Source organism: Microbacterium sp. 05N427, from assembly GCF_056397105.1.
The window spans coordinates 142030-165139 of sequence record NZ_JBFTMT010000005.1 but is presented as its reverse complement, the minus strand read 5'-3'; the positions used below and the strand labels follow the sequence as shown (position 1 = coordinate 165139).

The following is a 23110-nucleotide window of genomic DNA, read 5'->3' as shown; positions in this document are numbered from 1 at the left end:
TGATCAGCCCGTGTTCTGCAGACCGGCGGCTACCCCGCTGACGGAGAGCAGCAGCAGGCGCTGCAGCTCGGGATCCGGCGCCGGAGCCGACTCGTCGGCATCGCGGAGGCCGCGCAGAGCCCGCAGCTGGAGCAGCGAGAGCGCGTCCACGTAGGGGCTCCGCATCGCGACCGCACGCTGCAGGATCGGCTTGTTCTCCAGCAGACGCTCGCCTCCGGTGAGCCGGATCACCCAGGAGCGGGTGAGGTCCATCTCCTCGAGCACGAGCCCGGCGAGGTCGTCGCGATCGCCGAGGCCGAGGTAGCGGCGGGCGATGCGCGGATCCGTCTTCGCGAGGCTCATCGCCACGTTGTCGACCATCGTGCGCAGCAGCGGCCACTCCCGGTACGCCGTGCGCAGCAGCTCTTCGTCGCCGACGGCTTCGAGAGCCGTGCCGAGGCCGAACCAGCCGGCCAGGTTGATCCGCGCCTGCGTCCAGGCGAACACCCACGGGATCGCCCTCAGGTCCTCGAGGGATTCGACCGACAGCCCGCGGCGGGCCGGGCGCGAGCCGAGCGCGAGCAGCCCGACCTCCTCCATTGGGGTCACGGTGGCGAACCAGGGCGCGAAGCCCTCCGCCTTCACGAGCGAGAAGAAGCGATCGCGGGAGGCGCGATCCATGGTCGCGGCGACCTCCGCGAACCGCTCCGCGGCGGCGCTGTTGCGCTGCTCGACCCCGGGAGAGGAGGCGAGCAGCGTCGCCGCCGTCACCTGGTCGATGTGCCGCATCGCGATCGCGGGCTCGCCGTAGCGCGCGAAGATGACCTCGCCCTGCTCTGTCAGCTTGAACCGGCCGTCCACGGAGTGCGGCGGCTGGGCGAGGATCGCCGAGTTCGCAGGGCCGCCGCCGCGCCCGAGGGCGCCGCCGCGGCCATGGAACAGGGTGAGCTCGATGCCCTCGCGCTGCGCCCAGGCGGCGATCTCGGCCTGCGCCTCGTACAGGGCGAGGTTCGCGGCGACGGGGCCGACGTCCTTCGAGGAGTCGGAGTAGCCGAGCATGACCTCGAGGCGCCGACCCGTCTCGGCCAGCCGGGCCGCGAAGGCCGGGTGGGTGACGATCTCGGCGAGGATCGCCGGCGCCGCCTGCAGGTCGGCGAACGTCTCGAACAGGGGCACCACGTCGAGCACGGGCCCGTCGCCGGCGCACGCGTACTGCGCGAGTCGGTGCACGTTCGCGAGGTCCTGGGCCGAGCGCGTGAACGAGACGACGTAGCGACCCGCGGCGCGGGGACCGTAGGTGCGCTGGATCTCCCGGACGGCGCGGAAGACGGCCAGGACCTCCTCGGTCTCTGCGCTGAGGGATCCGGATCCCTCTCGCTGCGCGTCGGCGGGCTCGGCGTCCGTCCGATGCGCAGCCTCATCGAGCTCGGCCAGCGCGCGGGCGTGCACCTGCGAGTGCTGGCGCACCTCCAGCTCGGCGAGGTGGAAGCCGTAGGTCTGCACCTGCCAGATGAGGTGCTGCACGCCGCCGAACGCGTGCCGGCGGGCGCCGGCGGCCTCGAGCGACGACTGCACCGTGCGCAGGTCGGCGAGCAGCTGCTCGGGATCCGTGTATCCGCCGTCGTCGCCGCGGCGGGTGGTCGCGACACGATGGGCGAGCAGCAACAGGATCCGCCGGTGCGGCTCCGAAGGGGAGCGCGTGGCGACCTCGCCGGCGACATCGGGGTGGGAGGCCTGCAGCGCGTCCCACAGCGCGGTCGCCTCGGCGGAGGGCGGCGTGCCCTCGGCATCCAGCGTCAGGGTGCGTCCGATCCGCTCCAGCGCGCGCTCGAGGCCGCGCAGGACGTGGTCGGACGCGATGGCCGCAGCCTCGCGGGTCACCGCGGCGGTCACGAACGGGTTGCCGTCGCGGTCGCCGCCGACCCAGGTGCCGATGCGCACGAAGGCGGGCACGATGGGGGCGGAGGATCCGGACTCCTCGCCGCGCAGCACATCGTCGATGCGGCGGTACACGTGCGGGACGGTCGCGAACAGCGTCTCGTCGAAGACGCTCATGACCGTGCGCACCTCGTCGGTCGGGGCCGGCTTCTGCGCGCGCAGCGGGGCGGTGCGCCAGAGGGTGTCGACCTCTTCCAGCATGCGCCGGCGAGCGCGGTGCGCTTCCGGGCCGCCCTCGGCTGCGGCGTCGTGCGCGCTCAGCAGCTCGGCGAGGCGCCGGATGCTCGAGGAGACAGCGCGACGGCGGGCCTCGGTGGGGTGAGCCGTGAACACGGGATGGAATCGCAGCGCGCCCAGCCGGCGGCGGGCCTCGTCCTCGCCGACCTCGGCGCTCAGCTGCGCGAAGGCGCCGGCGACCGTGTCGGTGGAGGTGGGGTCGTCACCGCGCTCGCGGAGCACGCGCACGCGCTGGTGCTCCTCGGCGAGGTTCACGAGGTGGAAGTAGGCGGTGAAGGCCCTGGCCACCTCGTCGGCGCGCTGCACCGTGAACTCCTCGGCGATGCGGGTCGCGCGGTCGAAGGCCTCGGCGGACTCGTCGGTGTAGGCCTCGATCGTGGCCTGGCGCAGGCGTTCGACGTCGTCGAACAGGTCGTCGCCGCCGGATTCGCGCAGCACCTGGCCGAGCAATGCGCCGAGCATGCGCACGTCGGCGCGCATCGCCTCGGGCAGCTCACGCCCTGCCTCGAACCGGCCGACGATGCGGATGGCTTCAGTATGGGTTGTGTCGGGGGTCACGGTTCGAGCGTAAACCGATGCTGTGCGCGCGACGAACGCGTGACGTTCCGCGGCGAGAGGCAGGCCATCTCGGGCGCTCCGCCTCGTTGCAGCGCCTGTCCGCGCGATACGGTGGGAGGGATGAGCCGCACGACTCGCCTTCTCCGATCCGCCCAGTTCCCCGCGATCCTGCTGCTCCTGGCCGCAGGGCTCGGACTCCTGCTGGCCAACCTGCCTTCGCATGATGCGGTCGCCGGGATCCTCGACGCGCACCTCGCCGTGCCCGGCACGGGACTCGACCTCTCGGTCGAGCACTGGATCTCCGACGGGATCCTCGCGATCTTCTTCTTCGTCGTCGCCTTGGAACTGCAGTTCGAGCTCACCCGCGGCGAACTGAACAGCCCGCGTGCGGCTGTCCAGCCCGCGATCGCCGCGGCCGGCGGCATCCTGGTCCCGATCGCGGTGTACCTGGTGATCGCGGGCGGCGGACCCAGCGTCACGGGCTGGCCCATCCCGACCGCGACCGATATCGCCTTCGCGCTCGGCGTGCTCGCGGTGTTCGGGCGCGGTCTGCCGTCGGCGGTGCGCGTCTTCCTGCTCGCCCTCGCGATCCTCGACGACATCGTCGGGATCGTCTTCATCGCCGTGCTGTTCGCCGACGGCCTTGATCTGGTGCGGCTGGGCCTGGGGATCGTGGCCGTGATCGTGTTCGCGGTGCTGAGCCGGACGCTGCAGCGGCGCCGGCGTCTGGACCCGCTCATCGTGACGCTCATGATCATTGTCGGCATCGTCGCATGGGCCCTCTTCGCCCTCTCCGGCGTGCATGCGACGATCGCCGGGGTCATGCTCGGGCTCGTGATGGCACCGCGCGCGTCGGAGCGCACCAGGCACACGCTGGAGCCGTGGGTGAACGGTCTGGTCCTGCCGCTGTTCGCATTCGTCGCGGCTTTCGTGGTGATCCCGCAAGTGCCGCTGTCGGCCCTGTCGCCCGCCTTCTTCGGCATCCTCATTGCTCTGCCGGTCGGCAAGCTCCTCGGCATCTCGCTGTTCGGGCTCGTGGCGCAGCGGATCCGTCCGCGAGGCACGCCGCCGACGATCCGGTTCCCCGATCTGCTCGCGGCCGGCGCACTCGGCGGCATCGGGTTCACCGTGTCGCTGCTGCTGGCCAACCTCGCCTTCGCGACGCAGGCGGAGGTCCGCGACGAGGCGGTCCTGGCGGTGCTGCTCGGTTCGATCGTCTCACTCGTCCTCGGCGCCGCCCTGGTGTCGTGGCGGGCCAAGGTGCACCGTGCCGCTGGCGCCTCCGACGAGGAATTCGGCGACGATGACGACCTCTGGGTCGCGCACACGGACGAGGTGCGGACCCAGGCGGATCGAGAGGAGCGGTTCGATGAACGGCACGACGGACCAGGGACGCACTGAGGACCCGCTCCGGGCCGCTGCGGAGGTCATGCGGCAGGTGCGGGAGCGCTGCGTGTGGTCGCAGGCGATGACCCACCGCGAACTCGTGCCGTACCTCGTCGAGGAGTCCGCCGAGCTCATCGACGCCGTCGAGCGGAACGACCGCGCTGAGCTGCGCGAGGAGCTCGGCGACCTGCTCTGGCAGGTGCTGTTCCACGCGGCGATCGCGGCGCAGGATCCGCAGGATCCGTTCGACATCGACGACGTCGCGCGCACCCTGACCGAGAAGATGACCCGGCGCCACCCGCACGTGTTCGGCGACGCGATCGCACGCACGCCCGAGGAGGTGCTCGTGCACTGGAACGCCGCGAAGGCGGCGGAGAAGCACGAGCGCCGCAGCGTGCTGGACGGCATCCCGCCGGGCATGCCCGCGCTCGCCCGCGCGCAGAAGATCCTCGGCCGCGCCGCGAAGGCGGGCGTCGAGGTCTCAGAGGATCCCGCCGTCGAGGACCGAGAGGAAGCGCCTCCGGCGACCGTCGGACCCACCCCGGCGCCCCCCGCGGAGCCCGTCCCGCCCACCGAGGCGGAGCTCGGCGATCAGCTGCTGACCCTCGTCGTGGCGGCTCGCACCCACGGCTGGGACGCCGAGCGCGCCCTGCGCCAGCGCATCAGAATCCTCGAGGACGAGGTGCGGGCCGCGGAGGGATCCGAGCCGGTCTGACGGACCTGGAAGAATGGATCCGTGGCAACGGTCAATCCTCCGCGCGGGATGCGCGACTTCCTCCCCGCCGACAAGGCGCGTCGTGAGCGCGTGCTCTCCGTCATCCGCGAGCGCTACCGCGCGCACGGCTTCGACGAGATCGAGACGCCCGTCGTCGAGGAGTACGACCGGCTGCACGCCGGGATCGGCGGCGACAACGAGAAGCTGTCCTTCAACATCCTCCGCCGGGGGCTCGACGCGGACGGCATCCGCGCGGCCGCGGAGGATCCCGCCGCGCTCAGCGACCTGGGCCTGCGCTACGACCTGACCGTCCCGCTCGCGCGCTTCTACGCGACCAACCGCGGGCAGCTGCCCGGGGTGTTCCGCTCGATCCAGATCGGGCCGGTCTGGCGCGCCGAGCGGCCGCAGAAGGGTCGCTACCGCCAGTTCGTGCAATGCGACATCGACATCATCGGCGACGACTCGGCGCGCGCCGAGGCCGAGCTCATCGTCGCCTCGCTCGACACGATCGACGCACTCGGGCTCACCGGCGGCCTGGTGCGCGTGAACGACCGCCGCGCCCTGGACTGGATGCTCGACTCGTTCGGCTTCGCAGAGGATGAGCGTCCGGGCGTGCTCATCACGATCGACAAGCTCGACAAGATCGGCGCGGACGGGATCGTCGCGGAGCTGCGCGAGCGCGGGGCCACGGGTGCTGCGGTCGACGCCTTCGCGGCGTTCCTGCACCGTCCGCAGACCCTCGAGTACCACCCCTACGGTGAGCGGCAGATCCGCAAGGCCCTTCCGGAGAACGCCCCGGACGAGCTGGTGGCGCACCTGGCCGGTCTCGGCGAGGCCGTCGCGGCGGCCCGCCCCGCCGCCGAGGGGATCGATCCCATCCCTCTGCAGTTCGACCCGTTCCTCGTGCGCGGCATGGGCTACTACACGGGCACGATCATGGAGCTGGCGCACCCCTCGGTGTCCTATTCGCTCGGCGGCGGAGGACGCTACGACGGCATGATCGGGCGGTTCCTCGGGCAGCACGTGCCGGCGGTCGGCTTCTCGATCGGCTTCGAGCGGATCGTGGACCTGCTKGAGTCCGCCGATGATGCGTCAGCGCGGGCCGTGGTGCTCGTGCACGACGGCGACGTGCCCGTCTCCGAGCTCGTCGCGCACAAGGCCGCGCTCATCGCCGGCGGCGCCAGGGTGCGCCTGGAACGGCGCACGAAGAACCTCAAGGCGCTGCTCGAGCGTGCCGCGGCCGACGGCTACACCGCGTTCGCGAGCGTGCGTGCGGGTGCGACCTCCGACGCGCTCGAGGTCAAGCCGCTCTCCTGAAGCCTCGCCACGGGCGATGCGACGTCTGCACGACGCTGCGACGGATGCACGATCAGGGTCGCGGATCCGTCGTGCGTCCGTCGCGAGGTCGTGCAGGTGTCGCGCGTCGAAACGCGACGCGGGGAGGGCGTGCCCCGAGCGCCGAATCGTCCACGGCCGGTCACGCGCCGTTCATGTCGATGCGGTCTGATCGGCGTATGGACGCTGCTGATCGCCGTCGGGCCGGCTCCCGGGGCGTCCCGGTGGGGCTTCTCGGGGCTGCCGGGCTCGCGATCGCCGGATCCGCCGTCGCCGTGCCGCTGGCGCTGCGGCGTCAGGCGCGCATCGCCCGGCGCCGCATCGGCAAGCCGCTCGGCGAGGACGCGCTCGACGCCGACCGCGTGTGGCGGCCGCGGTTGCCGGGGGAGCCGATCGACCTACTCCTGCTGGGCGACTCGCTCGCGGCCGGTCTCGGTGCCGAGCGGCGCAAGGACACGCTGGGCGGGCGGCTCGCCAAGGGGCTCGCCCGGCGGACGCGACGACCGGTGCGACTGCGGACCGTCGCGATCGTCGGATCCGAGTCGCCGGATCTGGACGCCCAGCTCGCCTCCTTGCAGACGGATTATCTGCCGCACGTCGCGGTCATCGTCGTCGGCGGCAACGATGTGACCCACCGGATCCCGGTCTCCCTGTCGGTGCAGCACCTCGAGGACGCGATCGGCTGGCTGCACGCGCTGGGCGCCGGCGTCGTGGTCGGCACGTGTCCTGACCTCGGGGCGCTGCGGGCCGTCCCGCAGCCGCTGCGCTCGATCGCCTCGCGACTGTCGCGGCGGTTGGCGGCCGCGCAAGCGCAGGCCGCGATCGAGCAGGGGGCCACCGCGGTCGACCTGCGCCGCGCGGTCGGGCCGATGTTCTTCGACGAGCCCGAGGAGATGTTCAGCCTCGACCGGTTCCACCCGAGCGCCCTCGGCTACCGGCGTACCGCGGAGGCGCTGCTGCCCGCGGTGACGGCGGCGGCCGAGGAAGCCTCGGCGGGTGCGGTCGGAGGAGTGCTCAGCTCTCCGATGCGCTGAACGATGCGGCCCATTCGGCGATGCGGGCGGTGCTCTCGGACTCCGAGAGATCCTCGACCCGCGTCATGATCGACCAGCGCACACCGAACGGGTCGCGGATGCTCGCATAGCGGTCGCCCGAGACGAACGTCGACGGCGCCTCGCGGATCGTGGCGCCCGCGGCGACGGCGCGCTCGACGACCGTGTCGACATCGGGCACGTAGAGGCCCATCGAATAGCAGTCGGCGTCGCCGCCGGGGGCTGCGATGAGTCCGTACTCGGGGTTGGGGTCGCCCAGCTGCAGCACGCCCAGACCGAAGTCGAGGTCGGCGTGGGCGACCACGCCGCCGAACTCGGTGATCTCGACGACGCGTGCGCCGAAGATCTCCCGGTAGAACTCGATCGCGGATCGGGAATCGGGAATGGCCAGAAAAGGGGTGAGGGACGTCGCCGAGTTCGGGCGGCCGTTCGTCGTGTACGCGCCGGTGACGCCGGTGGTTGCTGTCGTGGAGGTGTCTTCGCTCATGACCCCGAGGCTAGGCGTGCAGAGCGGGCGGTTCTTGGAGATTCGCGCCACCTTCCGGCGACCCGCCGCAGCCCGGCGTCGCGCCGATGTCAGCGGCGCCTTCTACGCTCGAGGAATGGTCGATCCGACGCGCGGGGTGCTGTATCCGGCGCGCCTGCCGCAGTTCCATCGGCTCCCGCCGCCCGCCGATGCCGCCGAGATCGTGGAGTGGTGCTGGATTCCCGAATGGGACATCGAGCCCGGCCGTTCTTCACGGCAGGACCTCGTGTCGTTCCCCGCTCTGAACCTCGTCGTCGAGGAAGGGGGCACGGTGCTGTCCGGTGCGACGACGCGCGCCAGCGCACGAGACCTGAGGGGCAGGGGGTGGGCCGTCGGCGCCCTGCTGCGGCCGGCCGCCGTGGCGGCGCTGACCGAAGCGCCCTCCGCCCTGCTCGACCGGGTGGAGGCGTACTTGGCGCCCGGACTGCCGGAGGCGGTCACGCGGGCGATGTCCTCGGGGGACGGCCATCGGGAAAGGGCCGTCGCGGTGCTGTGCGAGTGGCTGCGCGAGCGCGTGGGCGAGGTCACGGCTCCCGCACGGCACGCGAACGCGATGGCAGAGCTGCTCATGTCGGATCCTGCCGTCCGCACACCCGAGCAGGCGGCGGCTCGACTCGCGGTCTCGGTGCGCACCCTGCAGCGCATGGCGCACCGCCATGTGGGGCTGTCTCCCGCCGCGATGATCCGCCGCCGTCGTCTGCAGGAGGCGGCGGAGCGGATCCGTTCCGATCCCGGCACGGATCTGGCGACCGTCGCCGCCGACCTCGGCTATGCGGATCAGTCGCACCTCGCGAACGACTTCCGCGCGGTGCTCGGCTTCACGCCGTCGGCGTATCGCGCCGACGCCGGTCCCGGCGCAGCCTGATCGCGCGGAAGGCGACGCCGACGAGCACCACGGCCGCTCCGATCAGCACCGAGGGCAGCGGCAACGACGCGGCCAGGACGACGCAGCCGACGGCGCCGAGCACCTGCAGCCATCTCGGGTACCGCCGGGCGGCGCCTCCCTGCCGGAGTGCGGCGGCGTTCGCGACGAAGTAGTACAGCAGGACGCCGAACGAGGAGAACCCGATCACTCCCCGCAGGTCGGCGACGAGCACCACGGCCACCACGACGGCCCCCGCGGCCAGCTGCGCGCGCCGAGGCACCTGGTGCCGGGGATCCACGGCGGCGAGGAAGCGCGGGAGGTCGCGCTCGCGGGCCATCGCGAGGGAGGTGCGCCCGATCCCGGAGAGCAGCGCGAGCAGCGCCCCGGTCGCGGCCGTCGCGGCGGCGATCCGCACCGCGGGACCTGCGACGCTCCAGCCGGCGGCCGAGACGATGTCGGCGAGGGGTGCGGAGGAGCGCTCAGCGCCGCCGCCGAGCGTCAACACGACCGCGCAGCCGACGAGCACGTAGATCGCGAGCGCGGCGACGAGCGCGATGCCGATCGCCCGCGGGATGATGCGCGACGGATCCCGCACCTCCTCGCCCATGGTCGCGATGCGCGCATAGCCCGCGAAGGCGAAGAACAGCAGTCCTGCCGCCTGGAGCACGCCGTAGGGCGACCCGGACGAGAGCGGTGCCGGCGTAGCCTCCGGCAGCGCGGCCCCTGCCGCGGCGAGGACCACGACCAGTCCGAGCAGCGTCACGGCGACGAGCGCCTGAGTGACCCTGGCGGTGCGGGTCACTCCGGCACAGGTGACGGCGGTGAGGGCTGCGACGGCGAGGATCGCGACGGGCGTCTGCCATTCCGCCGGGGCGACGTAGGCGGCGACCGTCATCGCCATGGCGGCGCAGCTCGCGAGCTTGCCGATCACGAAGCACCAGCCGGCGGTGAAGCCCCACCACGGTCCCAGCTCCGCGCGTCCGTACGCATACGTGCCGCCCGACACCGGATGCACGGCCGCGAGCTGCGCGGACGAGGTGGCGTTGCAGAACGCCACGACCCCCGCCAGCACCAGCGCGATCAGGAGAGCGGACCCCGCGGCGCCCACGGCGGGGCCCCAGACGGTGAAGACCCCCGCGCCGATCATGGATCCGAGGCCGATCGCGACGGCATCGGCGAGCGTCAGGCGGCGCGCAAGAGGCATGCCCCCATCATCGTCGATGCCCGCGAGCGTCCGCGGCGGAGATGTTCCGACCGGTCACTCTGCGACGACGGGGAGCCGGAGCAGCAGCGGTCGGTCCCCGCCCAGGACGAGGGTCTGCTCACTGCCGCGAAGGCGGCCGAAGTCCCGCACCGGATCCGCCGTTCCGGGATTGCGCAGATGCAGGGGATGCGCGCCGGAGGAGACCTGGAGACGCAGGCGGTGGCGCGCGGCGAAACGATGTGCGAGCGGTGCGAGGGCGATCGTCATCCGGTCGGGGTGCTCGGGACTCCGGCGCAGGTAGCCGTCCGTCAGCCCCACCGACCTGCCGCGGCCGTCGACGTCGCAGAGCCGGACGAACACATCCGATCGGGGCAGGGTCGAGGTCATCGTGAGTTCGACCTCGACGGTCCCCATGACGACGAGGTCGTCGGGCAGCGGCGTGCTGGTGAACGTCAGCACGTCGTCGCGACGCTCGCGGGCGTCCTGGCGACGTCTGCCCGTGAGGAACGGGTTCAGGGTGCGCCCGCCGGCGGCCGGCGTGGGGTCGGCGGGGTCGTAGCGGAACGTGAGCGTCGTGGATGTCGCTGCAGAGCGCCCCGACTCAGCGCCGTGCGCCGAGCCGGCCTCCGCGCCGGGTGCGGCGAGTGATCCGTCGGGGAGTCCCTCCCAGACCTGAGGAGCGCTCGCCGGAGGCCAGGCGTCGAGGTCGCGCCATCCGCCGCCCCCGCTGACCTCGATCGTCACGGCAGGGCCGGAGGCGGGAGAAGTGTGGAAGTCGCGGATCGCCTGGTGCGCTCCGCGACGCAGGATCTCCGGACCGCCGTGGCCCCAGTCGCCGACGATGAGCCGGACGGGGACGTCGGCGTCGACGAGCGCGCGGTGATCCTCGAGCTGGCCCTCGAGGAAGAGGTCCTGCCAGCCGGCCAGAAGCACCGTCGGCGGGATCCTTGCCGGGTCGTCGGCGAAATGCAGCGGACGCCACCACCCATCACCCGCGTCGCTGTGCGTGAGCCAGTCGGTGACGAACGGCGCGGGACCTGCGTGTGCGACGGCGGGGGCCGAGGTCGGCGGCACGGCGTTCGCGGCGTCTCCCAACCGCCGGCGCGCGCGCAGCATCGCCCAGAGCCGGCTCATCGCGCCGCGCTCCTGCAGGTCGAGCGCATAGGCCCATGCCATCACGGTGTCCATCGAGAACCCGCCGCCGCGATACAGGATCGCTTCGTCGAAGCGGCGTGCGGACACGGCGATGCCCATCGCGTCGGGCTGCAGCGGGCCGTCGCAGAGCGCCCACTGCGTCACACCGACATAGCTGCCTCCCCAGGACAGCACGCGGCCGGTCGCCCACGGCTGCGCCCGCAGCCACGCGAGCGTCGCTTGACCGTCGGCGGCTTCATCGTGCAACGGGGCGAACACGCCCTCCGAGCCGAACGTCCCGCGGCAGCTCTGCACCACGACGTGGTGGCCGCGCTCGGCGAAGAACCTCGCGACCCCCTCCATATTCTCGCGACCATAGGGGGTGCGCACGAGGAGGGTGGTGTCCTTCGCGTCGTCGGCGGACCAGTGGTCGGTGAGCAGAGCCGATCCGTCGGCCGCGGGTACGCGGATGCCACGGGTGACGCGCCCGCGCGGGTGGGTGATCGGCGGAACATCGGCCCCCCGCGAGAGCTGTCGGTACTCGGCGCGTGCCGCTCGATTGAGGCGGATCCTCGTCGTCATCTCACTCCCTTGACACGCGTGACGGACACGGCGGCGAAGATCGCCATGACCACTGCCGCGACGTAGAGCGCGACGAAGTTCTCCCCGGACGGCGAACCGATCTTCGTGAGGAAGTATCCGAACACGGGCACGACGATACCGGGCAGGAGATAGGCGAGGGCGACGATGCCGAGGTCCTTGCCGGCGTCGTCCATCGAGGGCAGGCACTCCGTCATGAGGGCCACGTCGGCGGCGATGTACGCGCCTTGGCCCGCGCCCACGATCGCGATCCCGATCAGGAAGAACCCGATGTCGCCGAACGCGATGGCCAGCACCAGTCCCGCGGCGCTCAGGAGCGCTCCGATCACCACCGTGGGCTTACGCCTGCCCGTGCGATCCGAGATCACCCCGAACACGAACGCCGTGAGCAGGTTCATCAGCGTGAAGAGCCCGGTGGCCTGGGTCTGGACGGCGGCGATCTGTGCGGGATCATCGAGCCCGAATCGGCTCGAGATCGTCAGGTAGAGATAGCTCGTCACGGTGATGATCGATGCGGTCATGAAGAACCGGCAGGCCCATGCCCACGCGAAGTCGGGAAAGCGACGCGGGCTGAGCCAGAAGGTGCCGAACGCGTCCACCCAGCGCAGTGGGGCGGCCGGTGCGGTGCGCCGGATGTCGCGCAGGCTGAAGAACAGCGTCAGCGAGAGCAGGACGGAGGCCCCGCCGGGAATCAGGAACATTCCGGCCTGACCGAGTCCGGCGACCGCTCCGGTGAGGGAGACTCCGATCAGCACGCCGATGGTGGATGCGGCGCCGGTGACGGCCGACATGATGGCGCGGATCCGCCGCCGGATCTGGTCGGCGAAGAGCGTGTGCACCGTCATGGACACCGCCCCCATGCCGATCAGCACGAGGATGACGCCGATGGCCAGAGCGAGCATGCTCGTGGCGAACGCCTGCACGGCGAACCCGGCCAGCGCGAGGAGGGATCCCACCAGGATCCAGGGGCGTCTGATGCCGAGCCGTGACATCGAGCGGTCGCTGAGGCGGCCGAACACCGGGGTGGTCACCAGGATCGCCGCGCCGCCGACGGTGAGGATCAGGCTGAGGTTGCCGGTCGCCTGAGCGGGATCCCATTGCTTCAGCAGCTGCGGAACGGCCACGCTCGCGATGCCCTGTGCGATCCCTGTCGCCAGCCAGGTCAGGGTGAACGAGACCCAGAACCACCAGCGCTGACGTTCGCCGGGGATATCGTCGCTCGCGAGCGGCAGGGTGGCGCCGGGCTCGGGGACGGCGGGGTCGAGCGTGGAAGAGGACATCATCGTCTCCTGTCGGTGGGTCGCTTGAGTGTATGCGCGTACATTTCTGTTCGTCAAGGGGAGGGAGCGCTGCGGTCGGACTCGGGCCGCGTCGCTAGGCTGGGCGGAGCCAGAGGAGGCCAGGGCATGAGCAGATCAGCCAACGTCTACGACGTCGCAGAGGCTGCCGGCGTGTCCACCGCGACCGTCTCCCGGTTCTTCCGCGCACCGGAGAAGCTGAGTGACGCGGCACGGGAGGCCGTCGGCGACGCGGTGCGGCGGCTGGACTACGTGCCCAGCGGCAGCGCCCGCGCGCTCGCCGAACGCCAGACCGGCGCGATCGGCCTGTACTCCTTCAGCGGGCACGAACCCGATGAGCTCGCGATGCCGGAGTTCGGCCGGGCCGGCGCACGCGCAAGGTCCGTCGCGCGCGTGCGCGATGACGCGCTGAACCCGCGGCTGTTCCCGCTCTTCGCCGATGAAGTGCTGCACGGCGTCGAGCTGGAGTGCACCCTGCGGGGACTTCCGCTGGTCGTCGGATGGCAGCGCGGAGACGATGCGGGGCTCGCCCTCGAGGAGGTCTCACGGCGTGTGGACGGCGTGGTGGTGCTTCCTGCGACGATCCCKACCGATGAGCTCGGAAGGCTCATGCGGACCAAGGCGGTCGTGCTGCTCGGACGGCCTTCGCCCGCCGACGCGTCGGCGGACGCGATCACGGTGGACGACGAGGGGGGCATGGCCGCCGTTGCGGAGCACCTCGTGCTCGACCACGGCGTCTCCGACTTCTGGTACGCCGGACCGGAGGACGGTGCGGAGCACGAGGCGCGTCGGAAGGGCTGGGACGGGGCGCTTCGGCGCCTCGGTGTGCCGCCCAGCGGACCGGCGATCGTGGAGACCGGCTCACGGGAGGCGGCCAGGACCGCCGTCGGACGCATGCTCGCCGACGCGAGTCCGCCCCGTGCCATCGTCTGCGCCAGCGATCAGACCGCCCTCGGAACGATGGAGGCGCTCCGCGATGCGGGGTTCTCCGTGCCGGGCGACGTCATCGTCACCGGGTTCGATGGAATCGACGCCGGTCGCTTCGTCGTCCCGGCGCTGACCACGGTCCGTCAGCCGATGGGCATGCTGGGCCGGGTCGCCGTCCAGCTCCTCGCCGAGCGCATCGCCGATCCTGCGCTCCCGGCCCGGGGCGTCGAGCTGCCGGTCGAGCTCGTGCTGCGCGGCTCCTGCGGGTGCGGGCGGGGCTGATCTCTCGACGGCGCTCGCGCGGCGTCAGGCCTTCGCCGCCGTGACCCGCTTCTTCTCCCGCACGTACACCTCGCGACGCACACGCGCGACGACGACGCCTGCGCGGTCGGTGATCTCCGTCTCGAACCACTCGAGCACCTTCGCGCCGCCGGCGGCGCGCGCCCGGAGATCGGCGACCCGCTCCGCCGGCACGTCGAAGCGCGCGGTGAGCACGCCGCGGCCCGGTGTGAGGAACTCGATCTCGCCCCGGGTGTCCCACACCACGTAGTCGCGACCCAACTGATGCATGACGAGCATGAAGAAGTACGGATCCGTCATCGCCTGCATGGATCCGCCGAACGCGGTCTTCACGTAGTTGCGGGTGAAGACGTTCACGTGCAGCTCGACCGTCGCGTGCGTCCAGTCGGTGCTGAAGCCGCGCACCCTGATGCCGCTGAACAGGTTCGGGACCCACAGGCTCATGCCGACGGCCAGACGGCGGGGAGTGACGCGCATGCGGCCAGTCTTCCCGTCGCCCGCCATCCGGGAGGAATCGACTGGACCTCTTCCACAATTGATCTAGTTGACATAGAATAAGCGCACAGGAGGTGAGTCCGATGCTGATCCGTATCGACCCCGACAGCGCACAGCCGCTGTTCGCGCAGATCGCGGCCTCCGTGCGGGCCGAGGTGCTCGCGGGGCGCCTGCGTCCCGGCGACAGGCTCCCCGCCGCTCGCGAGCTGTCCGACGCCATCGCCGTGAACGTGCACACCGTGCTGCGGGCCTATCAGGAGCTGCGCGACGAGGGGCTCGTGGACCTGCGCCGAGGGCGCGGCGCCGTGCTCTCGGCCTCCGCCGCACCACTCGCCGAACTCGCCGACGACATCGGGGCGCTCGTCCGTCGGGGCGTCGCTCTGGGCGTCAGCGCCGCGACCCTCGCCGCGCTGATCGCCGCACAGGACTGAGGAGGATCCCCTTATGAACGCTCGTTCGGCTCCCGCCGTGACGGACATGACCGCCATTCCGGCTCGCGACCTGCGTCGAGCGCGGCTGATCGCCCTGACCCTCGGGGTCGTGGTGCCACTGGTGCTCTCCGCCGTCGTGTTCGGACTCGTCCTGGCCTGGCTGCCCGAGCTGCCCTCGCGTGCCGCGACGCACTGGGGCCCCGCGGGCGTCGACGGCTTCGGGCCGCCGGTCACGTTCGTCTGGCTGACGCTCCTGCTCGGATTCGCGCTGCCCGCCGTGCTCACGATCGCGACCGTCATCGGCGTGCGCGACCACTGGGGCGGTGGCGCCAGGCTCCTCGTCGGGATGGCCCTGGGCATCTCCGGGCTCAGCGCCGTCATCAACCTGGGTGCGGTCGGCACGCAGCGGGGGATCACCGACGCGACGCAGGCGGATGATCTCGGCGGCCTCATGCTGGTGGGGTTCGGCGCCTTCGTCGTGCTGATCGGGATCGGCTGGCTGCTGCAGCCGCACATCCGCCCTGCTCCGGCCGCGCCGCTGCAGCCGGCCCATATCGCCGCGATCACGAACGGGGAGCGGCTGGTCTGGCTGGCGACCGCGTCGCTGTCCCGCCGCGCCCTGATCCTTCTCTCCCTGGTCGTTGTGGTGGTCGTCGGTCTCACGGCGTTCATGGCGATCCGGTTCACCGACCGGTTGTGGGTGCCGGTGCTCACGCTGGTGCTCATCGGCGGCGCGCTCGCCTCGTCCGCGTCGTTCCGGGTGCGCGTGGGCCCCGACGGACTCTCGGTGCGGTCCCAGATCGGCTTCCCCCGCGTGCACGTCCTGCTCGACGAGGTCGTCTCGGTGCGCGCTGTGGAGTGCAATCCGTTCGGCGAGTTCGGCGGCTTCGGCTGGCGGCTCGGGCTCGACGGACGTACCGGGATCGTGCTGCGCCGGGGGCCCGCGATCGAGATCGAGCGCAGGGACAAGCGCCCTCTGGTCGTCACGGTCGACGGCGCGGCGGTCGGCGCCGGCGTGCTGCAGGCCTACCTGGACAGCGCGGGGTCGTCCGGGGTCGGGGGCTCGATGGCGGTGGGCCCCACCCCGGGCGCACGAGAGGATGAGGCGCACGGGACGGACGACCGGGACGGCGATCGGAGCGAATGATGGATGAGGGCGACAGCAGGACGGCGGGCGTGAAGGGCGCCCAGGGGCAGCAGCAGGATGCGCCCGTGCGCATCGGTCTCGGCGCGATCATCGCCTACATCGTGCTGGCCTGCGGACTGGCGTGGCTGGTGGCGCTGCCGCTGTGGTTCGGCGATGGGCTGCGGGAGCCGTACGCCCTCCCGCTGATGACGGTGATGATGTACATGCCGGCCGTCGCGGTCGTGCTCGTGCTCCTCGTGCTCCGGCCGATCTCGAAAGGGCAGCGGCTGCGGTTCCTGGGCCTCTGGCCCCTGCGTCCCGTGAAGCGCGTCGTGTGGCTGATGGTGATCGGGCTGCTGGTCCCTCCGCTGCTCGTGCTGGCCTCGACCGCGGTCGCGGCGCTCTGCGGCTGGCTGACCGTCGATCTCGCGGGCTTCTCCGGCTTCACCGAGCTGCTCGCGGCGAAGGTGCCGCCGGGTACGCCGCTTCCGCCGGCGGGCGTGCTGATCGCGGCACAGGCGGCGAGCATCCCGGTCGCCGCGGCCACGGTCAACGCCATCGCGGCGTTCGGCGAGGAACTCGGCTGGCGCGGGTTCCTCGTGCCCGCGCTGCGCCGCTACGGCACCGGGGCATCGCTGCTGATCAGCGGGGTGGTCTGGGGGCTGTGGCACGCGCCGATCATCCTGCTCGGCTACAACTTCGGGCGCACCGACCTCAGCGGAGTGCTCTTCATGACCGGGGGGTGCGTGGTGTGGGGCGTCCTGCTCGGCTGGCTCCGGCTGCGCTCCGCCTCGATGTGGCCCGCGGTCTTCGCGCACGGCGCGCTCAACGCCTCGGCCGCGATGTACCTGTGGTTCTTCGCCGCGGGCACGCAGGCGGATCCGGCTCTCGTCCTGCCGCTGGGTGTGGCGGGCTGGATCGTCGGCGCAGCGGTGATCCTCGTCCTGATCCTCACCGGGCAGTTCCGCCGGCAGCCGGCGCTCGCCGCCGACCGGCCGCGGACACTTCCCGCGCCGTTCCCTGATTCGCCCGTCGCGATCCCGCAGGCCGCGGAGGCGGATCCGTCCTGGGCGCCCGGATCGGACGTGGAGCGGTCTTGATCGCCGTCGCGTGAGGCGCGAAGCTGGGCGCATGGCCCAATCGAACCCCGCGAACTGGCGTGCCGCCGACCACTACCTGTCCGAGACCCTGGTCGGGCACGACCCCGCGCTCGAGGCCGCTCTGGCCGCGCAGCAGGCGGCGGGGATGCCCGCGATCGAGGTCGCGCCGGTCAGCGGGAAGCTGTTGAACCTGCTCGCCCGGATCGCCGGTGCCCGCCGAGTGCTCGAGATCGGCACGCTCGGCGGCTACTCCACGATCTGGATGGCGCGGGCGGTGGGCGCCGGCGGCCATGTCGTGACGATCGAGGCGGAGCCGGACAACGCCGCGGTCGCGCGCGCGAGCATCGATGCCGCGGGAGTGGGGGAGCGGGTCGAGATCCGCGTGGGGCGCGCGGCGGAGGTGCTGCCCGCGCTCGAGGACGACGAGCCGTTCGATCTGATCTTCGTCGACGCCGACAAGGAGTCGAACACGATCTACCTGGACTGGGCCGCGCGGCTCGGACGCCCTGGCGCCGTGGTCGTGCTGGACAACATCGGCCGCGACGGCGACATCGTCGACCCGGCCTCGGCCGATTCCATGGTGGTGGGTACGCGCGAAGCGCTCGAGATGCTCGGCCGGGATCCCCGCTTCGACGCGACGGCGCTGCAGACCGTCGGCGTGAAGGGCTGGGACGGCGTCGCGATCGCCCTGGTGGTGTGACGCCGTCGGTGCGAGCCCCTCATCCGGTTCGAGCAGATCCGCATCCGGACACACCCGCGCAGGGCCGTGCGGATGTCGGCGTCACGGGTCACAATGGACGCGTGACGCAACCGGTGGGTCTGGGCGGGCGGCCGATGACGCCGCCGCCCGGCGTGCCCGCGGAGGAGCGCCTCATCGCCCGGTTCCACCCGCACGCGCGGCACCTGTTCTGGTCGGCGCTCGTGCTCATCGTCGTGGCAGGGGCCACCGGATACTTCACGGGCAACCTCCCCGCCCCGATCGCGGGCTGGGCAAAGGACTGGATGCTGTGGGCGGCGGCCGGTGCGCTGGTGCTGCTGCTCGTGGTGGTGCCGTTCATCGTGTGGCTGTCGCGGCGGGTCACGATCACGACGCGCCGAGTGATCGTGCGCGACGGCGTCGGATCCCGCAACAGCATCGAGATGTCGCACGCCCGCGGCTACACGATCTCGGTGCGCCGCGGCCCGCTGCAACGGATGGTCGGCGCAGGAACCGTGCTGTTGTCGAACGGCGTGGATGCGCCGCTGCGGATCCGCGACGTGCCGAACGTCGCTCTCGTGCAGGAGACCCTCGCGGACCAGGTCGAGGTGGGACAGATCCTCGCCCATCGCGACGCCCAGGCCGCCCAGAACCCCTACACCGCCTGACCCTCTCTTCGCCCCGCGCTCCCCGCCCGCGCCCCCTCCTGCGCCCGCACCACTTTCGAGTCGTCCCCGCCAGCGGAGGCTATGGCGTGCGCTGGTGGGGACGACTCGAAAGTGGAGGGGTGAGGGGAGAGCAGGGGCGGCGAGAGGGGGGTGGATCTTGCGGGAGAATGGGTTCGAGGAACGGAGATCCGATGGCGTTGCGTGTGGGTGTGATCGGCGGCGGACAGCTGGCCCGGATGATGATCGCTCCGGCGGTCGAGCTGGGCATCGACATCCGGGTGCTGGCGGAGGACGAGGGCATGTCGGCGCAGCTGGCGGCCACCGCGGTGGGCGACTACCGCGACCTCGACACCGTGCGCCGGTTCGCGGCGGACGTGGACGTGATCACCTTCGACCACGAGCACGTGCCGCAGGAGGTGCTGCGCGCCCTCGTCGCCGACGGCGTGGCCGTGCACCCCGGTCCCGATGCGCTGCGCTTCGCTCAGGACAAGCTCGACATGCGCGCCCGCCTCGCGGATCTCGGCGCTCCTCAGCCGGACTGGGCGCGCGTCGCCGACGCCGGTGAGCTGCAGGCCTTCCTGGACGCGCACGGCGGTCGCGGCGTCGTGAAGACGCCCCGCGGCGGCTACGACGGCAAGGGCGTGCGCGTGGTGTCCGCGGCCGAGGAGGCGGCGGACTGGTTCTCAACGCTCGCCGACGGAGAYGCCCTGCTCGTCGAGGAGCTCGTGCCGTTCGTGCGCGAACTCGCGCAGCAGGTCGCGCGACGTCCGAACGGCGAGTCCGTGTCGTACCCCGTCGTGGAGACCGTGCAGAAGGGCGGGGTGTGCGCCGAGGTGATCGCCCCCGCGCCCGGCGTGGATGCGGAGCACCTCGCGGAGGCCGCCCGGATCGGTCGGGAGATCGCCGAGGGACTCGGCGTCACCGGCATGCTCGCGGTCGAGCTGTTCCAGACCGAGGACGGCCGGATCCTCGTGAACGAGCTCGCGATGCGACCGCACAACAGCGGACACTGGAGCCAGGACGGCGCCGTGACAGGGCAGTTCGAGCAACACCTGCGCGCCGTCGCCGACCTGCCGCTGGGTGAGACCACCCCGCACGCGGACTGGTCCGTCATGATCAACATCCTCGGCGGCCCCGCGGATGCCGGAATGCTGGATCGCGTTCCCGCCGCACTCGCCGCGAGCCCGCAGGCCAAGGTGCACACCTACGGCAAAGCGCCGCGTCCCGGCCGCAAGGTCGGGCACGTGAACGCGAGCGGATCCGACCTCGATGCCGTGCTGGCCGAGGCCAGGGCTGCTGCGGACGCGTTCGCCTGAGCCGACGCCGGCCAGGGTTCTCGCGAGCGAGGGCGCGGCGCAGCGGGGTTCTCCCAGCAGTCGCCCTTAGCCTGTACGGGTGACTGGGACACTGCACGCATCCGCCGCGCCCCTCGTCGGCGTCGTGATGGGATCCGACTCCGACTGGCGCGTGATGAGCGCCGCCTCCGAAGCGCTGACCGAGTTCGGCATCCCGCACGAGGTCGAGGTCGTCTCCGCGCACCGCACGCCCGAGAAGCTGCATCGCTACGGCACCGAGGCGCGCGAGCGCGGGCTCAAGGTGATCATCGCCGGCGCCGGGGGCGCGGCCCACCTCCCGGGCATGCTCGCCTCGGTGACGGCGCTGCCCGTGGTCGGCGTCCCCGTCCCGCTCGCCTATCTCGACGGCATGGACTCGCTGCTGTCGATCGTGCAGATGCCCGCGGGCATCCCCGTCGCGACCGTCTCGATCGGGGGCGCGCGCAATGCGGGCATCCTCGCCGCCCGCATCCTCGGTATCGCGGATCCGGCCCTCGCCGACCGCATCGAGTCCTACGCCCGCGACCTCGAAGCGCAGGTCGAGGAGAAGAACCGGCGGCTGAAGGACAGCCTGTGACCCAGGTCATGTCCCGGCCCGGCGGAGTCTCCGCGCAGAGCGCAGGACTGATCCGCACGAGGCCGATGCGCGACCCCGACTTCGGGTCTCCGGACGTGATGACCCGCCGCGGCTGGTGGTTGGTCGTGCTCAACGTGCTGATCCCCGGATCCGCCCAGGTGCTGGCGGGCAACCGCAGGCTGGGCCGGTTCGGCCTCGGCGCCACGCTCACGATGTGGGCGCTGGTCGTGCTCGGAGTCCTCGGCGCGCTGCTCTGGCACCAGGCGCTGCTCTGGCTCACCGTCGGCGGGGGCTGGGTGAGCTGGATCGTGCTGAGCGTGATCCAGCTCCTCTGCATCGCCTACGCCGTGCTGTGGGTCGTGCTCACCTTCGACACGCTGCGCATCGTGCGGCTCGTGCGCACCAAGAACTACGCCAGGATCGCGATCCCGCTCGTCGCGGTGCTGGTGCTGGCTCTGTGCGGCTCCGGCGCCGCCTACGCCGCGAACGTCATCGGCTCCAGCCGCAGCGCGGTCAGCACCCTGTTCGGCTCCGGCGGCCCGAGTCTGCCGCCCAGCGACGGCTACTACAACGTGCTGCTGCTCGGCGCGGACAGCGGCCTGGGGCGCGACTCGATGCGCTACGACAGCATCTCGGTGGTGTCGGTGAACGCCGAGACCGGCAAGACCACGATCTTCGGCATTCCGCGCGACATGCCGCACGTGCCGTTCGCTCCCGGACCGATGCACGACCTGTACCCGGACGGCCTGCAGGCCCATGACGACCCGGACTGCGGCTGGGGGAGCGGCATCAACCAGCTCACGAACGTCGTCCAGGTCTGCCACACCGGGCCCTCGCTCTATCCCGACGCGAAGAAGCACGGATCCAGCCCGGCGGTCGAGGCGACCAAGGACGCGGCCGAGGGCGTGCTCGGCATCAAGATCCCGTACTACGTGTTCCTGGACATGAACGACTTCGCGAAGCTCATCGACGCGCTGGGCGGTGTGGACATCGACGTCAAGGAGCGGCTGCCGGAGGGCAACGTTCCGGAGTGGGGCGGTCCGGACAACGCCGAGGAGTGGGCGACCGGCTGGATCGAGGCCGGACAGCAGCACATGAACGGCGACACCGCGCAGTGGTACGCGCGTTCGCGCTACACGACGAGCGACTTCGACCGGATGCGCCGTCAGCGCGAGCTGCAGGACGCCCTGTTGAAGCAGTTCACGCCGCAGAACGTGGCCGCGCACTTCAGCGAGATCGCCGCCGCTGGCACGTCGGCGGTCGACACGGACCTGCCCCAGGACAAGCTGCCGGAGTTCTTCGATCTCATGATGAAGGCCAAGCAGCAGAAGCTCACCACGATCGATCTCACGCCCGCCAACGGCGTGGACGAGTTCGAGCCGGACTGGAATGCGATCCACGGGATGGTGAAGGCCGCTCTGCATCCGGAGCCGTCGCCGAAGCCGACGAGCTGACCCGGCGGTCCGTGCAGGCCCGCCGTCTCGCGGGTCACGCCCCGGCGGATCCGGACTATTCGGAGTCGTAGCCCTGCGGGTTCGCGGACTGCCAGCGCCAGGTGTCCGCGGCCATGTCGACGATGTCGCGCTGCGCACGCCAGCCGAGCTCGGACTCCGCCCGCGTGGTGTCCGCCCAAGTCTGCGCGAGGTCGCCACCCCGTCGGGGCTGGATGCGGCGCGGAATGGGCCGTCCCGAGGCCTTCTCGAACGCGGCGATGAGCTGGAGCACCGAGGTCCCCTGGCCGGTGCCGAGATTCCACGCCCGCACGCCCTCATGGGTGCGCAGGTGCTCCAGCGCCGCGACGTGGCCTGCGGCCAGGTCCACGACGTGGATGTAGTCGCGTTCGCCCGTGCCGTCGGCGGTCGGGTAGTCATCACCGAAGACGCCGACTTCGGCGAGACGGCCGACCGCGACCTGCGCCACGTAGGGTGCGAGGTTGTTGGGAATGCCGCGCGGATCCTCGCCGATCAGTCCGCTCTCGTGCGCGCCGATGGGGTTGAAGTAGCGCAGCAGCGCGATGCGCCACCGAGGATCCGCCTGTGCCGCATCGGCGAGGATCCGCTCGATCATCACTTTGGTCTGGCCGTACGGGTTGGATGCGTCCAGGAGTCCGCCCTCTTCGCGGTAGGGCACGGGCTGGTGGTCGCCGTAGACGGTCGCGGAGGAGGAGAAGACGAGCGTGTGCACGTCGTGCCGCTGCATGGCGGCGAGCAGTGCGAACGTGGTTCCGAGATTCTCGGAGTAGTAGCGCAGCGGCTCGGCGACGCTCTCGCCGACCGCCTTGAGCCCGGCGAAGTGGATCACGGCCTCCGGCTTCTCCTCGGCGAACACCGCATCGAGGGCGGCCGCATCGGCGACGTCCAGCTCGTGCACGCGGGGCGCGCGTCCCGCGATGCGTGTGACGCGTTCGAGCGAGACCGGCGAGCTGTTCGCGAAGTTGTCGACCACGATCACGTCGTCCCCGCGCTCGAGGAGTGCGAGGACGGTATGGGATCCGATGTAGCCGGCTCCGCCGGTGACGAGTACGCGCATGTGTGCTCCTTGGGCATGGACGGTGCTTCGATGCTACTGGCCGTCTGCGGGTCGATGCTGACGTCACGCTCAGTGGAATCAGCTCGCCCAGCCCCGCAC

General features: G+C 71.6%; 21 protein-coding genes. 14 read left to right on the top strand and 7 right to left on the bottom strand.

Features of this window, described 5'->3' with window-relative positions; all coding sequences use genetic code 11:
• Nucleotides 1-3 precede the first annotated feature (3 nt).
• Nucleotides 4-2634, bottom strand: coding sequence for a phosphoenolpyruvate carboxylase (locus AC1DG4_RS06520; RefSeq protein WP_477380396.1), 2631 nt, complete (start codon nucleotides 2632-2634; stop codon nucleotides 4-6).
• Between the two features lie 198 nt (nucleotides 2635-2832).
• Between AC1DG4_RS06520 and nhaA the strand changes: the two genes are divergently transcribed.
• The 4 genes from nhaA to AC1DG4_RS06500 all read left to right on the top strand — a co-directional run bounded on the left by nhaA (nucleotide 2833) and on the right by AC1DG4_RS06500 (nucleotide 7182).
• Entirely contained in the window at nucleotides 2833-4113 is a 1281-nt protein-coding gene (nhaA, locus tag AC1DG4_RS06515) for a Na+/H+ antiporter NhaA (RefSeq protein ID WP_477379613.1), read from the top strand.
• Nucleotides 4082-4813 carry a nucleoside triphosphate pyrophosphohydrolase gene (locus AC1DG4_RS06510; RefSeq protein WP_477379611.1) on the top strand — a complete coding sequence of 244 codons (732 nt, stop codon included), beginning with the start codon at nucleotides 4082-4084 and terminating at the stop codon, nucleotides 4811-4813. Before nhaA ends, AC1DG4_RS06510 begins: the two co-directional genes overlap by 32 nt.
• A 48-nt stretch (nucleotides 4814-4861) precedes the next feature.
• A complete protein-coding gene (locus tag AC1DG4_RS06505) occupies nucleotides 4862-6130 on the top strand; it encodes a histidine--tRNA ligase (RefSeq protein WP_477380394.1) in 1269 nt (422 codons plus the stop codon).
• Between the two features lie 197 nt (nucleotides 6131-6327).
• Nucleotides 6328-7182, top strand: a complete 855-nt coding sequence (locus AC1DG4_RS06500) for an SGNH/GDSL hydrolase family protein (protein WP_477379609.1) — start codon at nucleotides 6328-6330, stop codon at nucleotides 7180-7182.
• Here the strand turns inward: AC1DG4_RS06500 and AC1DG4_RS06495 are convergent.
• Nucleotides 7163-7687, bottom strand: a complete 525-nt coding sequence (locus AC1DG4_RS06495; protein WP_477379607.1) for a VOC family protein — start codon at nucleotides 7685-7687, stop codon at nucleotides 7163-7165. The genes AC1DG4_RS06500 and AC1DG4_RS06495 overlap by 20 nt on opposite strands.
• Nucleotides 7688-7802: 115 nt before the next feature.
• On the opposite strand from AC1DG4_RS06495, the gene AC1DG4_RS06490 reads away from it, so the two are divergent.
• Complete coding sequence (locus AC1DG4_RS06490; RefSeq protein WP_477420507.1) at nucleotides 7803-8591, top strand: AraC family transcriptional regulator; 789 nt, start codon at nucleotides 7803-7805, stop codon at nucleotides 8589-8591.
• Here the strand turns inward: AC1DG4_RS06490 and AC1DG4_RS06485 are convergent.
• The 3 genes from AC1DG4_RS06485 to AC1DG4_RS06475 are packed head-to-tail and all read right to left on the bottom strand — an operon-like array spanning nucleotide 8545 to nucleotide 12809.
• A complete protein-coding gene (locus AC1DG4_RS06485) occupies nucleotides 8545-9795 on the bottom strand; it encodes an APC family permease (protein WP_477379603.1) in 1251 nt (416 codons plus the stop codon). The genes AC1DG4_RS06490 and AC1DG4_RS06485 overlap by 47 nt on opposite strands.
• A gap of 54 nt (nucleotides 9796-9849) precedes the next feature.
• A complete protein-coding gene (locus tag AC1DG4_RS06480; RefSeq protein WP_477379601.1) occupies nucleotides 9850-11511 on the bottom strand; it encodes a CocE/NonD family hydrolase in 1662 nt (553 codons plus the stop codon).
• Nucleotides 11508-12809: an MFS transporter gene (locus AC1DG4_RS06475; RefSeq protein ID WP_477379599.1), complete on the bottom strand. Its 1302-nt coding sequence runs from the start codon at nucleotides 12807-12809 to the stop codon at nucleotides 11508-11510. Before AC1DG4_RS06475 ends, AC1DG4_RS06480 begins: the two co-directional genes overlap by 4 nt.
• Nucleotides 12810-12935: 126 nt before the next feature.
• Here AC1DG4_RS06475 and AC1DG4_RS06470 point away from each other — a divergent pair, with 126 nt between their 5' ends.
• Nucleotides 12936-14036, top strand: a complete 1101-nt coding sequence (locus tag AC1DG4_RS06470) for a LacI family DNA-binding transcriptional regulator (protein WP_477379597.1) — start codon at nucleotides 12936-12938, stop codon at nucleotides 14034-14036.
• 24 nt (nucleotides 14037-14060) lie between these two features.
• Here the strand turns inward: AC1DG4_RS06470 and AC1DG4_RS06465 are convergent, their stop codons facing one another.
• Nucleotides 14061-14531 (bottom strand): DUF4442 domain-containing protein, encoded by a 471-nt coding sequence (locus tag AC1DG4_RS06465; RefSeq protein WP_477379595.1) that lies wholly within the window; start codon nucleotides 14529-14531, stop codon nucleotides 14061-14063.
• A gap of 101 nt (nucleotides 14532-14632) precedes the next feature.
• Between AC1DG4_RS06465 and AC1DG4_RS06460 the strand changes: the two genes are divergently transcribed.
• The 8 genes from AC1DG4_RS06460 to AC1DG4_RS06425 all read left to right on the top strand — a co-directional run bounded on the left by AC1DG4_RS06460 (nucleotide 14633) and on the right by AC1DG4_RS06425 (nucleotide 21936).
• Entirely contained in the window at nucleotides 14633-14980 is a 348-nt protein-coding gene (locus AC1DG4_RS06460; RefSeq protein WP_477379593.1) for a GntR family transcriptional regulator, read from the top strand.
• Nucleotides 14981-14993: 13 nt separating this feature from the next.
• Nucleotides 14994-16127 carry a DUF1648 domain-containing protein gene (locus AC1DG4_RS06455; RefSeq protein ID WP_477379591.1) on the top strand — a complete coding sequence of 378 codons (1134 nt, stop codon included), beginning with the start codon at nucleotides 14994-14996 and terminating at the stop codon, nucleotides 16125-16127.
• On the top strand, nucleotides 16127-17206 hold the full coding sequence (locus AC1DG4_RS06450; protein WP_477379589.1) for a lysostaphin resistance A-like protein: 1080 nt from the start codon (nucleotides 16127-16129) through the stop codon (nucleotides 17204-17206). The genes AC1DG4_RS06455 and AC1DG4_RS06450 overlap by 1 nt, the downstream gene beginning before the upstream one ends.
• 31 nt (nucleotides 17207-17237) lie before the next feature.
• Nucleotides 17238-17906 (top strand): O-methyltransferase, encoded by a 669-nt coding sequence (locus tag AC1DG4_RS06445; RefSeq protein WP_477379587.1) that lies wholly within the window; start codon nucleotides 17238-17240, stop codon nucleotides 17904-17906.
• A gap of 101 nt (nucleotides 17907-18007) precedes the next feature.
• Complete coding sequence (locus AC1DG4_RS06440; RefSeq protein ID WP_477379585.1) at nucleotides 18008-18571, top strand: PH domain-containing protein; 564 nt, start codon at nucleotides 18008-18010, stop codon at nucleotides 18569-18571.
• Between the two features lie 191 nt (nucleotides 18572-18762).
• Complete coding sequence (locus AC1DG4_RS06435) at nucleotides 18763-19887, top strand: 5-(carboxyamino)imidazole ribonucleotide synthase (protein WP_477379584.1); 1125 nt, start codon at nucleotides 18763-18765, stop codon at nucleotides 19885-19887.
• A 127-nt stretch (nucleotides 19888-20014) separates the two neighbouring features.
• Nucleotides 20015-20482, top strand: coding sequence for a 5-(carboxyamino)imidazole ribonucleotide mutase (gene purE, locus AC1DG4_RS06430; protein ID WP_477380392.1), 468 nt, complete (start codon nucleotides 20015-20017; stop codon nucleotides 20480-20482).
• Entirely contained in the window at nucleotides 20479-21936 is a 1458-nt protein-coding gene (locus AC1DG4_RS06425) for an LCP family protein (protein ID WP_477379582.1), read from the top strand. The genes purE and AC1DG4_RS06425 overlap by 4 nt, the downstream gene beginning before the upstream one ends.
• 55 nt (nucleotides 21937-21991) lie before the next feature.
• On the opposite strand, the gene galE is transcribed toward AC1DG4_RS06425, so the two are convergent.
• Nucleotides 21992-23011: a UDP-glucose 4-epimerase GalE gene (gene galE, locus AC1DG4_RS06420; RefSeq protein WP_477379580.1), complete on the bottom strand. Its 1020-nt coding sequence runs from the start codon at nucleotides 23009-23011 to the stop codon at nucleotides 21992-21994.
• Nucleotides 23012-23110 lie beyond the last annotated feature (99 nt).

What these genes read in the sequence shown, in the direction of transcription:
- AC1DG4_RS06510 (WP_477379611.1), top strand. Translation starts at nt 4,082, where the DNA reads ATGAACGGCACGACGGACCAGGGACGCACTGAGGACCCGCTCCGGGCC.
- AC1DG4_RS06460 (WP_477379593.1), top strand. Translation starts at nt 14,633, where the DNA reads ATGCTGATCCGTATCGACCCCGACAGCGCACAGCCGCTGTTCGCGCAG.
- purE (WP_477380392.1), top strand. Translation starts at nt 20,015, where the DNA reads ATGGGATCCGACTCCGACTGGCGCGTGATGAGCGCCGCCTCCGAAGCG.
- AC1DG4_RS06455 (WP_477379591.1), top strand. Translation starts at nt 14,994, where the DNA reads ATGAACGCTCGTTCGGCTCCCGCCGTGACGGACATGACCGCCATTCCG.
- AC1DG4_RS06500 (WP_477379609.1), top strand. Translation starts at nt 6,328, where the DNA reads ATGGACGCTGCTGATCGCCGTCGGGCCGGCTCCCGGGGCGTCCCGGTG.
- AC1DG4_RS06520 (WP_477380396.1), bottom strand. Translation starts at nt 2,634, where the DNA reads ATGCGCGCCGACGTGCGCATGCTCGGCGCATTGCTCGGCCAGGTGCTG.
- AC1DG4_RS06485 (WP_477379603.1), bottom strand. Translation starts at nt 9,795, where the DNA reads ATGCCTCTTGCGCGCCGCCTGACGCTCGCCGATGCCGTCGCGATCGGC.
- AC1DG4_RS06450 (WP_477379589.1), top strand. Translation starts at nt 16,127, where the DNA reads ATGGATGAGGGCGACAGCAGGACGGCGGGCGTGAAGGGCGCCCAGGGG.
- galE (WP_477379580.1), bottom strand. Translation starts at nt 23,011, where the DNA reads ATGCGCGTACTCGTCACCGGCGGAGCCGGCTACATCGGATCCCATACC.
- AC1DG4_RS06490 (WP_477420507.1), top strand. Translation starts at nt 7,803, where the DNA reads ATGGTCGATCCGACGCGCGGGGTGCTGTATCCGGCGCGCCTGCCGCAG.
- AC1DG4_RS06495 (WP_477379607.1), bottom strand. Translation starts at nt 7,687, where the DNA reads ATGAGCGAAGACACCTCCACGACAGCAACCACCGGCGTCACCGGCGCG.
- nhaA (WP_477379613.1), top strand. Translation starts at nt 2,833, where the DNA reads ATGAGCCGCACGACTCGCCTTCTCCGATCCGCCCAGTTCCCCGCGATC.
- AC1DG4_RS06480 (WP_477379601.1), bottom strand. Translation starts at nt 11,511, where the DNA reads ATGACGACGAGGATCCGCCTCAATCGAGCGGCACGCGCCGAGTACCGA.
- AC1DG4_RS06445 (WP_477379587.1), top strand. Translation starts at nt 17,238, where the DNA reads ATGGCCCAATCGAACCCCGCGAACTGGCGTGCCGCCGACCACTACCTG.
- AC1DG4_RS06465 (WP_477379595.1), bottom strand. Translation starts at nt 14,531, where the DNA reads ATGCGCGTCACTCCCCGCCGTCTGGCCGTCGGCATGAGCCTGTGGGTC.
- AC1DG4_RS06475 (WP_477379599.1), bottom strand. Translation starts at nt 12,809, where the DNA reads ATGTCCTCTTCCACGCTCGACCCCGCCGTCCCCGAGCCCGGCGCCACC.